Annotated in this window: 13 protein-coding genes; 10 read left to right on the top strand and 3 right to left on the bottom strand. The window is 68.6% G+C overall.

Annotated elements, in window-relative coordinates:
- Positions 1-40: 40 nt before the first annotated feature.
- From AB0C62_RS24815 to AB0C62_RS24800, 4 genes are all read left to right on the top strand, one after another.
- Positions 41-1,012, top strand: a complete 972-nt coding sequence (locus AB0C62_RS24815) for a fumarylacetoacetate hydrolase family protein (protein WP_362976556.1) — start codon at positions 41-43, stop codon at positions 1,010-1,012.
- Positions 1,009-1,764 (top strand): SDR family oxidoreductase, encoded by a 756-nt coding sequence (locus AB0C62_RS24810; protein ID WP_362976554.1) that lies wholly within the window; start codon positions 1,009-1,011, stop codon positions 1,762-1,764. Before AB0C62_RS24815 ends, AB0C62_RS24810 begins: the two co-directional genes overlap by 4 nt.
- Before the next feature lie 223 nt (positions 1,765-1,987).
- Entirely contained in the window at positions 1,988-2,743 is a 756-nt protein-coding gene (locus AB0C62_RS24805) for a CoA transferase subunit A (RefSeq protein WP_362976552.1), read from the top strand.
- The gene (locus tag AB0C62_RS24800; RefSeq protein WP_362976550.1) at positions 2,740-3,402 is read left to right on the top strand and encodes a CoA transferase subunit B; all 663 of its coding nucleotides are present in this window, start codon (positions 2,740-2,742) and stop codon (positions 3,400-3,402) included. Before AB0C62_RS24805 ends, AB0C62_RS24800 begins: the two co-directional genes overlap by 4 nt.
- A 26-nt stretch (positions 3,403-3,428) precedes the next feature.
- On the opposite strand, the gene AB0C62_RS24795 is transcribed toward AB0C62_RS24800, so the two are convergent.
- Complete coding sequence (locus AB0C62_RS24795; RefSeq protein WP_362976548.1) at positions 3,429-3,758, bottom strand: hypothetical protein; 330 nt, start codon at positions 3,756-3,758, stop codon at positions 3,429-3,431.
- A gap of 81 nt (positions 3,759-3,839) precedes the next feature.
- Between AB0C62_RS24795 and AB0C62_RS24790 the strand changes: the two genes are divergently transcribed.
- Together AB0C62_RS24790 and AB0C62_RS24785 are read left to right on the top strand one after the other, a co-directional pair.
- On the top strand, positions 3,840-4,799 hold the full coding sequence (locus AB0C62_RS24790; protein WP_362976546.1) for a hypothetical protein: 960 nt from the start codon (positions 3,840-3,842) through the stop codon (positions 4,797-4,799).
- A gap of 100 nt (positions 4,800-4,899) precedes the next feature.
- Positions 4,900-5,391 carry a DUF4913 domain-containing protein gene (locus AB0C62_RS24785; RefSeq protein ID WP_362976544.1) on the top strand — a complete coding sequence of 164 codons (492 nt, stop codon included), beginning with the start codon at positions 4,900-4,902 and terminating at the stop codon, positions 5,389-5,391.
- Positions 5,392-5,824: 433 nt separating this feature from the next.
- Here the strand turns inward: AB0C62_RS24785 and AB0C62_RS24780 are convergent, their stop codons facing one another.
- Positions 5,825-6,604, bottom strand: coding sequence for a hypothetical protein (locus AB0C62_RS24780; protein ID WP_362976542.1), 780 nt, complete (start codon positions 6,602-6,604; stop codon positions 5,825-5,827).
- Positions 6,605-7,066: 462 nt separating this feature from the next.
- On the opposite strand from AB0C62_RS24780, the gene AB0C62_RS24775 reads away from it, so the two are divergent.
- From AB0C62_RS24775 to AB0C62_RS24765, 3 genes are all read left to right on the top strand, one after another.
- Entirely contained in the window at positions 7,067-7,711 is a 645-nt protein-coding gene (locus tag AB0C62_RS24775; RefSeq protein WP_362976540.1) for a hypothetical protein, read from the top strand.
- Complete coding sequence (locus AB0C62_RS24770; protein WP_362976538.1) at positions 7,708-8,706, top strand: nucleotidyl transferase AbiEii/AbiGii toxin family protein; 999 nt, start codon at positions 7,708-7,710, stop codon at positions 8,704-8,706. Before AB0C62_RS24775 ends, AB0C62_RS24770 begins: the two co-directional genes overlap by 4 nt.
- 67 nt (positions 8,707-8,773) lie before the next feature.
- A protein-coding gene (locus AB0C62_RS24765; protein WP_362976537.1) for an IS5 family transposase occupies positions 8,774-9,588 on the top strand; the annotation gives its coding sequence in 2 pieces (ribosomal slippage) (positions 8,774-9,100 and positions 9,103-9,588; 813 coding nt in all).
- On the opposite strand, the gene AB0C62_RS24760 is transcribed toward AB0C62_RS24765, so the two are convergent.
- Complete coding sequence (locus AB0C62_RS24760; protein WP_362976536.1) at positions 9,580-10,008, bottom strand: DUF5959 family protein; 429 nt, start codon at positions 10,006-10,008, stop codon at positions 9,580-9,582. The two genes, AB0C62_RS24765 and AB0C62_RS24760, sit on opposite strands and share 9 nt — an antisense overlap.
- Before the next feature lie 270 nt (positions 10,009-10,278).
- Here AB0C62_RS24760 and AB0C62_RS24755 point away from each other — a divergent pair, with 270 nt between their 5' ends.
- Entirely contained in the window at positions 10,279-11,316 is a 1,038-nt protein-coding gene (locus AB0C62_RS24755; RefSeq protein WP_362976534.1) for a PQQ-binding-like beta-propeller repeat protein, read from the top strand.
- Positions 11,317-11,865 lie beyond the last annotated feature (549 nt).

Below are 11,865 nucleotides of genomic sequence, written 5' to 3'. Positions count from 1 at the left end.
CCCCCGCGCCCCCGGAACCACCGCATGAAAAGAGCTGCCCATGCGCTTCGTCTCCTTCGAACGCGACGGCGCCACCCGCGCCGCCGTCGCGAGCCCCGACGGGCTCCTGTATCCGCTGCCGGCCGGCCACACCCTGACCGAGGTCATCGCTGCCGGCATCAGCCAGTCCGCGCTGCTTGCCCTGGGACACACGGCGCTCGCCGGGCCAGCGGGCCCCCACGTGTCGCAGGTACGGCTGCGCCCTCCGCTCCAGCCCGCCTCGCTGCGCGACTTCGTCACCTTCGAAGAGCACGTCGAGGGGGTACGCCGATCGGTCAGCGGCGCCGGCGGGATCCCGGATCAGTGGTTCGCGGCCCCGACCTTCTACTTCAGTAACCCGCACTGCGTACTCGGCACCGAGGACCCCGTGCCGATGCCGCCCGGATCAGCTGTTCTGGACTACGAGTTGGAGGTCGCCGCCGTGATCGGCCGCGAGGGCAGCAACCTCTCCCCCGCTCAGGCCCGCAAGCACATCCTCGGCTACACCATCCTCAACGACTGGTCGGCCCGCGACCTGCAGTCCGCCGAGATGACCGTCGGCCTCGGCCCCTGCAAGGGCAAGGACACGGCCAACAGCCTCGGACCGTGCCTGGTCACCGCCGACGAACTGGAGCCCTACCGCGATACGGACGGCTTCCTGCGTCTCGCGCTGACAGCCGAGGTCAACGGCGAAGTCATCGGCCGTGACCTGCTGTCCAACATGAGCTGGACCTTCGAGGAGATGGTCGCCTACGCCTCACGCGGCACCCGCGTCATGCCCGGCGACGTCCTCGGATCGGGCACGTGCGGCAACGGAGGCTGCCTGGCCGAACTGTGGGGCGTACGCGGCGAACAAACACCCCCGCCGCTCACGCCCGGCGACACCGTCACCCTCACCGTCGAAGGCATCGGCGTCCTCGTGAACACCGTGGTGCCGGGCGCCAACCCGGTGCCGGTGCCGGCCGGCCGCCGCCGCTCCCGGGAAAGGCCGTGACCACCGTGCAGCCCGAGCGGCTGCTGGGCAAAGTCATCGTCGTGACCGGCGCCGCACGCGGACAGGGCGCCGCAGAAGCCGCGGTACTGGCCGCTGAAGGCGCGCACGTCATCGCCACCGACCTCACCAGCACTGAGAACGTTCGCCAACTGGACGTCACGGACAACAGCGCCTGGGCGCAGCTGGCCCACGAACTGCGCGCGAACCACGGCCAGGTCCACGGCTTGGTCAACAACGCGGGCATCACCTGGCGGGCTCGGCTGGGCGACGTCCAGGTCGAGGACTTCGACCGGGTCCACCGCGTCAACGTCACCGGCCCCCTCCTGGCGATGCAGCACCTGGCCCCGCTGATGCGGCCCGGTGCCTCCATCGTCAACGTCGGCTCCTCCGCCGCCCTGACGGCCCACTACCCGGTGGCCTACACGTCCAGCAAGTGGGCCCTGCGTGGCCTGTCCCGGACCGCCGCGCTGGAACTCGGGCCGCGCGGGATCCGCGTCAACACCGTCCACCCCGGCTACATCGAGACCGAGATGACCGCATCCGCCCTGCCCGAGTTCAGGACGGCCAACGTCCGGGAGACACCGCTCGGACGCACCGGGACCGCCGTCGAGGTCGCCTCACTGGTGGCGTTCCTGCTCTCGGACGAAGCCTCCTTCATCACCGGTGCCGAGATCCCCGTCGACGGAGGCCTGACCGCCCACGGCGGCGTCAAATCCATCTCGGACGCGGTCCGACAGGCTGCGCCCCGATGAAGCGGCTGGAGGGACGGGTCGCGCTGGTCACCGGAACGGGCCACGGCCCGGGCCGCGCCGCGGTTCTCAGGTTCGCGGCCGTGAAATCGGGTTCCAGTCCGACGAGGACTACGTCCTCACCCTCAGGAACCAGCCGGACGGCGTGGGGCTGTGCGCCCGCGCAGTCTGGCCGCACATTGGCGCCGGCTGGTCAGCCGCCCGGCCCGGCTGAAAGGTCATCTGCATGAACAAGGTCAGCGACTCCGCCACGGCGGCGGTGGCCGACATCGGCAACGGTGCCTCACTGGCCGTCGGCGGATTCGGACTCAACGGCATCCCCGACACCCTGATCCGTGCGCTGCTGCACCGCGGATCAACCGATCTACGGGTGGTATCCAACAACTGCGGCACCGACGGACACGGACTGGGCATGCTTCTCGAGGCCGGCCGGATCAGCCGGGTCACGGGCAGCTACGTGGGCGAGAACAAGGAGTTCGCGCGCCAGTACCTGGCCGGTGAGCTGGAGGTAGAACTCGTCCCGCAAGGCACGCTCGCTGAACGTCTGCGCGCCGGCGGGAGCGGCATCGCCGCCTTCTTCACCCCTGCCGGCGTCGGCACACAGGTCGCCTCCGGTGGTCTGCCGTGGCGGTACGGCGAGGACGGCTCCGTGCGGTTGGCCTCGCCCGTCAAGGAGACCAGAGACTTCGACGGCCGGCGCTGCGTGCTGGAGCACGGCATCACCACCGACTTCGCGCTGGTGCGGGCGTGGCGCGGGGATCGGCACGGCAACCTCGTCTTCCGCAAGGCGGCCGCGAACTTCAACCCTCTTGCGGCGATGGCCGGACGGACCACCATCGCCGAGGTCGAAGAGCTCTGCGAGCCCGGCGACATCGCCCCCGGCGACGTGCATCTGCCCGGCACCTTCGTCCAGCGCGTCGTCGCCCTGACCGCCGAGCAGGCAGCAGCCAAGGCCATCGAGAAGAGGACCGTACGCGCATGAACCCCTCCGCAGGCTGGACCCGTGAACAGATGGCCGCGCGGGCGGCACTGGAACTCACGGACGGCACCTACGTGAACCTGGGGATCGGGCTGCCCACCCTGATCCCCAACTACCTTCCCCCGGACGTGCATGTCGTCCTGCACTCGGAGAACGGCATCCTCGGGACCGGGCCCTATCCAGCGGACGCAGACGTCGACCCCGATTTGATCAACGCGGGCAAAGAGACCGTCACCGTCCTGCCCGGCGCGAGCTTCTTCGACTCCGCCCTGTCGTTCGGCATGATCCGTGGTGGGCACATCGACGCCGCCGTTCTGGGAGCCATGCAGGTGTCCGCAGCGGGCGACCTCGCCAACTGGATGATCCCCGGGAAGATGGTGAAGGGGATGGGCGGGGCCATGGACCTCGTCCACGGTGCACGACGGGTCATTGCCCTGATGGAACACACGGCCAAGGACGGCAGCCCGAAGATCCTTGAGCAGTGCACGCTGCCGCTGACCGGCGAGGCTTGTGTCGACCGGATCATCACCGACCTCGGCGTGCTCGACACAACCCCCGACGGACTGGCGCTCGTGGAGACGGCTCCTGGCGTCACCGTCGAGGAGATTCACCAGCGGACCAAGGCCCGAGTGCTACTGAACGCCGCCTCGTCGATCTGCTGAACAACGACTGGCCCACCCGTTTCGCGCTACAACGCGTCGCGGTGAGTGTCCAGGCCGGTGCCGGTGTGGACGCGGACGGTGGCGCGGCCGGCGGGGCGGCAATGGTCGAACGTGTAGGTGCGGCCGTCCTCGTCCGCGAGGGTCCAGCCGTCCACGTGCACGCCATGCCGGGAGTAGTGGGCGACCTCCGGCCACTCGCCGTTCAGCGAACGGTTGGAGCGGATGTCCCAGCCCGGCGAGTCGTACTGGACGCTGCTGATCTCCACCGCCTGACGGTGCGGACGGTGGTCGACAGCGGAGGCGGGCACGGCGATCCCCGCGGTGATGGCGCGGCGGCGGTCAGGCGGCGGATCCACGCGCGTCTCCTGAACCGACGGGACCGCGTGTCCGTTGTGCTGGGCGTAGAACGACTCCCGGCACACGGAAGGAATTCTCGGATGCCACCCAGGAAGAGAACCGACCTAGAGGCGCAGAGGGACACCGCGGGTTCGGACAGCGAGGATTCGAACGCGTCGACGAGCAGTGTCACCACCGTTCCCATCGTCGCCACCACGATCAACGGCGACGGCCAGCCCGAGGCTCTCCCCATCGTCGTCGGCGCCCCGGACACCATGCCCGAACTCCCCGAGCCGCTCCACCCCGAGCGGGAACACGCCATCTACTTCGAGCCGGGCGACCTCGTGCCCCCTCAGTTCCTGGCGCAGGGCATGTCCGGGCAGATCTACAACTACAGCCAGGCCACGGGCGCATGGCTCAAGGCGAAGGCGGAGCCGATCCTTTCGTTCGCGGCCAAGGCCCTCCCCCTCGCCACCACGGTCGCCGCGACCTTCACCGAGGGCGCCACCTCGACCAACCTGCAGAAAGCATCGACCTACCTGGCGGCGGCCGAAGCAGCCACCAACGTCGGTGTCACCGCCTACAAGGCCTTCACCGACCCCAATGTCAACCGGGGCCAGGCCGCGATGAGTGTGGTGGGCAGCCTGGCCTCCGTCGGCGGAACCGTGATGAGCGCCCAGGCGGCCGTGCCCGAGAGGACACAGAAGCAGGTGCAGCAGCTGACAACATTGGGATCGGCGTTCATCGCCTTGGGCTCTGCGACCAGCTACACCCAACGCCCCACGCAGGAGAGCTTCTTGCCGCTCACCGAGTCCCCGTCTCAGACGGCGAGCGGTGACAGCGTACGGCAGGACAACAGCAACACGAGCCTGCCCACCGACACTTACGCCATGAACCGGCTGCCAACGGCCAACTCGGCCCTGGCGTCGTCGCCGAGCGTGGCCTCCTTGCAGTCGCCCGGCGCAGGATCCAACACGCACCCGACAGCCAGGACCTCGGCCCTCCCTCAGCCGCCGCCGAAAGCCGTGACCGTCACCAAGCGCACCGGCAACGCCCCGTAACCAAGATCAGCTGACAGCCGGCCCCGGGACGCCCCCGCACGGGCGTGCCGACAGCGGCTTCCCCCTCCACCTTCCCTCCGGCCCCGAGGACATCCCCCGCATGCCAGAGAACGCCACCCTGAACGGCGTCCCCGAAGGCGACGAGCACGGCCGCGAACTCCAACACCTACAAGAGGCCGCCCCCGCCACGGACGTCCCATCCGACGCTGGTGCCCCTCAACCGGCGCCAGCCCGGACCTCACCGTTCATCCTGTACCTGCAGGGCCCGGAACAGGACGAAGCCCTCTTCCGACTGACCTTGTGGGTGCGGCACCTGCTGCTGCCGGTGTACGGCCGCGAAGTCACCTCGACGGCGCCCTGGTGCGCGACCTGGTGGCAGCACCCCGAAGCAGTGGCCCAGTTCTACGGCCTGTGGATGACCTGGCAGGAGCTGACCGGGCAGGCGGCCGGGCTGAGCGGTCCCGCGCTGTGGCACCGCGACCACCTCACCCATGTCATGGCCGCGCTGCGCGACCCCGCCGGCCCCTTCGCGGGCTGCAAGGCGGGCCACCGGGAAAAGGAGATTCCCTCGATGGCCCCCTACCCGGGGTGACCCCGCACCGGTGACCCCGGGCGTCCGCCGGGCCGCGGGGCGTCTGGTGTGGCGGGCGCTGGGGTCGTGCGGCGAGGGTGGGTTCGTGGGCTGCGGCGCCGGCCGGCCGGGGGGCTCGTGTGACCGCCTGGCCGGCGGGCGTAGCCGAGTCGGCCCGGGGCGGGGCGGCAGGATCGCTGTCGCTCGGGCCCGGTCGCCGCCGAGGCCGACGCGGCGCCATTCCCAGGACGGGATCATCCGCCACACCGGTGGAGGCATGACGCGCATCCGGCGTAGTGCGGGTCCAGGTGTCTGTTCCCCGGGAGGGCGAGGAGGCGGCGCCAGGCGTAGTGGGGGCTGTCGGTGGTGATCCGCTGCTCCCGCCGCGACCGAGCGCGCTGACGGCGCGGCACGCATGGTCATGACGCGACGGAAAGAGGGCCGGGCGCGTCGGCTACTGCACGGCGAGGGAGTCCCCGGTCGACGACTTCGCCCCGGAGGTGGAGTTCCCGTAGTAAGTCCACCGCCACGTCCCCGACTTCGTGGCCTTCACCGTGGTCTTGAGGGCCCCGGTGCTGCTCGACGTCGCCTTCTTGACGGTCGTGTACGAGGTGGCGCCCGCTGCCTTGAACTGCAGGCTCACCGTGCGGCCCGCGTAGCCCTGGTACGTGTGAGTGTCCCAGTTCGCCCGTTCGACCCGCCCGGTGACGGTGATCGTCTTACCGGCCGCGACCGGCTCCGGCGAGGCGTTGACCGTGACGCGAGTAGCCCGCTGCACCTGCAACGGGATGTTCTCGTCGTCCGTGTCGAAGGCGTCACCGGCGAGAAAGACCCGGGCGGCGGTCTTCCAGGCGCCGGCGTACTCGTTCCCGAAGTCGGCGTACCGCGGGTCGATGTACAGCCACTCCTTGAAGTCGCAGATCCCGTTGGCCTTGTCCACGACCTTGCAGTCGCTGGTGATGACGGAACTCTGCAGCGTGTCACTGCTGTCAGGGTGCCCCCGGTAGGGGAACACGGTCGGCCCGTAGTCGTACTTGAGCTTGGTCGTCATCCGGAAGGACGCGGGCACGACGACCTCGTTGGTGGTCCCGATGACGATCGGCTTCCCGCCGTTCACCGTGACCCGGGTGAAGGAGACCCCGCCCTCCGCCGCCCCGGCCGGCACCGCCGCCACCCCCGTGAACACGACCGCCGCTCCACCGGCCACCACCGCGCTCCACATTGTCCTGCGCATCTTTGCCTTCCCCATCTACAAGCCCGTCCTCTCCCCCACAGCCCGAACCGGGCCTCTGGGCACACCAGCCAAAGGATCACCCTCAGCGGCCAACTGTCGGACAGCGCAGGGCTGTAGGCGGTTGTACGCCGGGCGGCAACGATTTGATCACCGCGGCAGAGCCCTCGCCCGCTTCTTGGCTGACTGTGACGAGGCTCTTCATTCAGTCGGCACACTGACCCGTTGCGCCGACCAGCACAGACGCCAGACAGGCGTCCTGAGAGTGGTGCCGAGTCCAGAGAGACGGCAGCTACATACAGGTAGCCCTCGTGCGGTCCCCCGTTGACCAGTTGACCAGCAACTGAGCGCGGCTGCGTTTCGCCGGTTCCCTAGGTTCTGTCCGCTCCACCGGCGGCACTCAGCCGCACCCGGGAACAGCTCGACGCTCCACGGGAGCCGGGACTCGAATGGGTGCAAGCGGCCGTGATCTGGCAGGATTCGCGGGTGTCCGCTTCCCTTTACGAATCGCATGTGACAGTCCGCTGTTCCGACTCCGACGAGTGGGTGCGGCTGCAGCGGTGGGCGGCCTCGGGTGGTCTGAAACTCACACATATCGTGCTGGCCCGCGGCCGCTTGCGCGATCAGCCCATGCTCACGCTGTCTGGTTCCTCGTCGTACGTTGAACAGTCTGAGCGAGCGCGGGACATCGTGGTGGGGCTTCGCGCGGAAGGTTTCCAGCCGGTACGGGTGAAGACTGAGTCCACCCCGTGGGCCGCCGAGGTACCGGCTCGGCTCGGCAGGGATGACGACCGGTACTTCGAGCACCACGTGAAGTTGCTGCTCGATGCCGACACTGATCTGGCCGCGCTCGCCGCCCGGGTGGCGCCCCACGGTGCCCACCTGTCGTGGAACGCCCTGCGGGTGCGAGCCGGCGCACGGCACGAGCGGTTCGTGACGCAGAGGTGCCGCGGAACGGGAGCCGACGGCGCTGGGCGGGCACTGGAACGGTTGCTGACAGCTCTGGACGGATTCGTAGTGCTGGGCGTGGAGCGGGAGTTCGTGCTCCACGACAGTGATCTGAGTGTGGACGACGGTTGGATCGCGGAGCCTGTGGGGGTACGGGGATGAGTGGGACGGCGTGGGACGGGTTCGGCTGGCAGAGCACCGAGATACCCCGGGAGCCGCTGGGCGAGGCCACCCGTAGCGCGCAAGACCTACCGAGAACGCTGCAACCTGTGCCAGGGAATGACGTGGTGCAGCGGCCCGTCTTCGACCCGTCACTGAAGCACTTCCCGAACGCCTATCGCGCAACTGACCCGCGGTTCGGCGATCCGGCGCGCGGCGAGTCGTGGCGAGCGGCCAGGCGCCACGCCCTCCGCCTGGTGCTGGACGCGATCGCCACGTCTCAGTGGGTGGAGGCACTGGTGCTGAGAGGCAGCGTGCTGATGTCGACGTGGTTTCCGGACGTGGCACGTGAGCCCGGTGACTTGGACTTTGTCGTGGTCCCTCACACTTGGATGATCGATGAAGACCGTTCGCATCGGATGCTGCGCGGGATCGCCGCGGCAGCTCAGATGCTCGCCGAGGCACGCGACTGTGAGGTCGAGATCTCGGCGCCGGGCGCCGTGGTCGAGGACATCTGGACCTACGACCGGGTACCTGGCCGCCGCATGGTGCTGCCGTGGGGCGCGCCCGGGCTGCCCGGCGGCCACGTCCAGCTCGACTTCGTGTTCAACGAGCGGCTCCCCGAAGCACCCGAGCCGGTAGAGCTACCCGGCGGCACAGTCCTGCAGGCGGCCACCCCGGAACTGTCCCTGGCCTGGAAGTTGATGTGGCTGCTCAACGACATGCACCCGCAGGGCAAGGATCTCTACGACGCCGTACTCCTGGCCGAACAACATGACCTCCGCTACGAGCTCCTCCACGAAGTGTTCCGACTGTCGGGCGAATGGCCCTATGCGGGCCGGGAGCAGATCCGGTTCGCGGATGTGATGCAGGCGGTCGAGTACGTGGAGTGGGACCACTTCGTCACCGAGTACCCCCAATTCAGGGACTCCGAGCGGGAGTACGCGGAGCGCCTGATGCGTGCTGTGACGAGGACCTTCAAGGAGGGCACCGACTAAGAACTCCTAACGAAATGATCTTCGAGGTGGTTGGATCACTCCGGGACCGTTGATCCGGGGGTGCGGGGTGGCTAGGCCGAAGCCGTGGGAAGTCGATGACGAGTTATGGGCGGTGGTCGAGCCGCTGCTGCCGAAGGTGGAGCGCCGAGCTTGCCATCCTGGGCGGAAGCGGTATCCGGATCGGCTGGTGTTCCAGGGCATCCTGTTCGTGCTGCATACCGGGATCGCCTGGGAGTATCTGCCGCAGGAACTCGGCTTCGGTTCGGGGGTGACGTGCTGGCGGCGCCTGGCCGAGTGGACTGTGGCCGGTGTGTGGCCCCGGCTGCACGAGGTCCTCCTTGCCAAGCTCCGTACCGCGGGCGCCCTGGACTTCTCCCGGGCCGCAGTCGACGGCTCCCACATCCGCGCGCTAAAGGGGGCTCCAAGACGGGACGAAGCCCCGTTGACCGGGGTAAGACGGGCAGCAAGCATCATCTGATCACCGATGCCACTGGCATCCCGCTCGCGGTCACCCTGACCGGCGGCAACCGCAACGACGTCACCCAGCTCATCCCACTGCTTCAGGCAGTCCCGCCCGTGCGCGGCAAGCGCGGCCGGCCGCGGCGCCGCCCGGACGTCGTACTCGGGGACCGCGGTTACGACCGCGACAAGTACCGCCGGCTCGTCTGGGACCTCGGCGTGAAGCCGGTCATCGCCCGTCGGGGCACTGAGCACGGCTCTGGCCTGGGCACCCAACGCTGGGTCGTGGAACGTGCGTTCGCTCACCTGCACTGGTTCCGTCGCCTGCGGATCCGCTGGGAGATACGCGACGACATCCACGAGGCTTCTCTCGCCCTTGGATGCGCACTCATCTGCTGGCGGAGGCTTGTCTCCCTACGCTGACAGGAGCGGAACCCAGTGCTTCATCACCTGCTGCAGACGCTGTTGGTGGTCGGTAATCCAGTCGTCCGGCGGCACGAGCGGCACCCGAACGGTGACCATGGACCCTGACTCGTCCTCCACGACCACCTCCGGACAGTCACGCTCGCCGGTGAGTTGGATGAAGATGGACGGCCCACTGCTCATCTCCATCCAGGCGACATCCTCGCCGTCCTTGAGCCTGGTCAGCGCATCCGCCCAGCTCTCCAGTCTCGAGGTGTACAGCGCCAGGTCAACACGGCCGGATACGAAAGGTGTCCTGACCACGATCTCGGCTTGCAGCCCGGCGGACCACCTGGGATCACGCCCCAGAACGTTGACGGTGACGCTGTTCCCCTCGTCATCAGCAAGAGAGATGAGCTCTCTCGGAACATTGTCGTCCACAGCTGTCCCTTCATCGGCGAGTACCGAGAGATCCTCGCCCTGGCAGGGACACCTCCGCCATCCCATTTTGATAGGGCTTCTAACTGACCGTTTCACCATGAGGTTGTCACTCGCTACGACACGGTGGCCGCCATCCACACCTCGCCGGACTCCAACTCGCCCGCATCTGCATCCGGTCGGCGAGGTGATCCGACGAAAAGAGCCCTGAGCGGCCGTCCCGGCCTTGGGGCACCGTCGTCGGGGGCGGGCCGCCCGTGGTGGGATGGTCCGATGATCGCCACAGTGCTCTGGGAGCGCGAACTGCACCAGCGGGGAGGCGTTTCCGTTTTCGTCGTGGGGCCGGACTGTGTCGTCCTGCACGAGCGGCACACCCGGCTGGTCTGCCTGGAGCGCGTCGACGGCACGGTGCGCTGGGACGTCCCGCTCGGTACCTGGCCGCGCGGGATCGTCCTCGCGGGGGACCGCGTGTTGGTGTTGCCGCAAACGCCGAACCTGCTGTCATGCATCGATCTGCGGACGGGTGGGTCGCTGTGGAGCGTCCCGACACCGAGGTGGACGGGGAACCTCGCGGTCCACTCGGACACCGTGGTGATGGGTGGTTGGCGCGGCTACACCCCGATGAGTGGCCTGGACCTCGCCGACGGGGGTGTCCGGTGGACGACACCGTCGCCGACGACGTCCGTACGGACCCTCTCCTGGGCCGGCGGGGTGCTGACCGGCAGCGGCTACGAGGCAGTTCTCCTCGATCCGGCCGACGGGAGCGACCTGGCTCGGTGGCGGCTGCCGGATCCGCTCGCGGGACCCGACGCGAAGGTGTTCGTCCCGGTGGATGCGGAGCGGGTGGTGGCGGTCTGCGAGGCCTCGTCACTGGTGACCTTCGGGATGGGCGCGGACGAGCCCACCCGGCTCGGATCGTACGATCCGTTCGGGGCGGTTGGATACATCCACGGGTCGGTCTGGATGCTGCGGTCAGGCGGGGGGTTCCTCGCGGTGGATCCCGCCGACGGAGCGTCGACGTGGTCGGTCCAGGCGGATCGGCGGCTTGTGGTCGACCTTCTGCCGTACGCCGACGGCGTCCTGGTTGGGGATGCCAACGGGGGTATCCGGCGGTTGGGGCCCGACGGCCGATCCGTGGAGGGGTGTTCCCTGCCGGGTCGGCGCCTGAACGCACTGGCCGCTGCCGGCGACGGCGGGCTGTTCTTCGCGGCGAAGGGCACCTTCGGCTCCTTCACCTTCAGTGCCGGACAGGAATCTGCACATCGAGTTGATCGAGAGAGGCAGCGAACACCTAGGCCTCGAACTCGCTGATCATTGCGTCAACTTGACGAACGCAGCGCACAACCTGGACGTCATGCGGTCCACATGGCAATGGACGTGAACCAGGACCGCTCTCCGTGGTCGTTGGGCGCCACGAGCGTCACCCTCGCTCAGCCGGTGGCGGAGCCGTATCCGTCAGCGTCGCAGGAGCCGGCCCGGACACCGGCCTGGTCTCCGCAACTCGACGGAGGCAATGCCTTCCACAGATACCTCAACCCCGAGCAGCCACCCCCGCTGGCACGGGACTTGCAGCAGTCCGCGCGGATGCAACTCGGCGACTTGCCCCGGAGCCGTGCGCTCACCCCGCACCTGGTCAGCGGCAAAACCAACTCAGGATGAGCGCCGGCTACGCCATGGCGTACTCTGCGGCGGCCGTTTCGCACGTACCCTTCGTAGGGTCCACGGCGTCCATAGCGGGCGCCAAACTACTGGAGGCAACACCACGTGCTGATCGCTCAGCGTCCCTCGTTGACCGAAGAGGTCGTCGACGAATTCCGCTCCCGGTTCGTGATCGAGCCGCTGGAGCCGGGCTTCGGCTAC

It is taken from the genome of Streptomyces sp. NPDC048643, assembly GCF_040650615.1.
Lineage (GTDB): Bacteria > Actinomycetota > Actinomycetes > Streptomycetales > Streptomycetaceae > Streptomyces.
This window is presented reverse-complemented; position numbering and strand designations above follow the sequence as displayed.

Excerpts from the sequence above, each read along its gene's own strand:
- AB0C62_RS24815 (WP_362976556.1), top strand. The coding sequence starts at position 41 with ATGCGCTTCGTCTCCTTCGAACGCGACGGCGCCACCCGCGCCGCCGTC.
- AB0C62_RS24805 (WP_362976552.1), top strand. The coding sequence starts at position 1,988 with ATGAACAAGGTCAGCGACTCCGCCACGGCGGCGGTGGCCGACATCGGC.
- AB0C62_RS24800 (WP_362976550.1), top strand. The coding sequence starts at position 2,740 with ATGAACCCCTCCGCAGGCTGGACCCGTGAACAGATGGCCGCGCGGGCG.
- AB0C62_RS24790 (WP_362976546.1), top strand. The coding sequence starts at position 3,840 with ATGCCACCCAGGAAGAGAACCGACCTAGAGGCGCAGAGGGACACCGCG.
- AB0C62_RS24785 (WP_362976544.1), top strand. The coding sequence starts at position 4,900 with ATGCCAGAGAACGCCACCCTGAACGGCGTCCCCGAAGGCGACGAGCAC.
- AB0C62_RS24780 (WP_362976542.1), bottom strand. The coding sequence starts at position 6,604 with ATGCGCAGGACAATGTGGAGCGCGGTGGTGGCCGGTGGAGCGGCGGTC.
- AB0C62_RS24770 (WP_362976538.1), top strand. The coding sequence starts at position 7,708 with ATGAGTGGGACGGCGTGGGACGGGTTCGGCTGGCAGAGCACCGAGATA.
- AB0C62_RS24755 (WP_362976534.1), top strand. The coding sequence starts at position 10,279 with ATGATCGCCACAGTGCTCTGGGAGCGCGAACTGCACCAGCGGGGAGGC.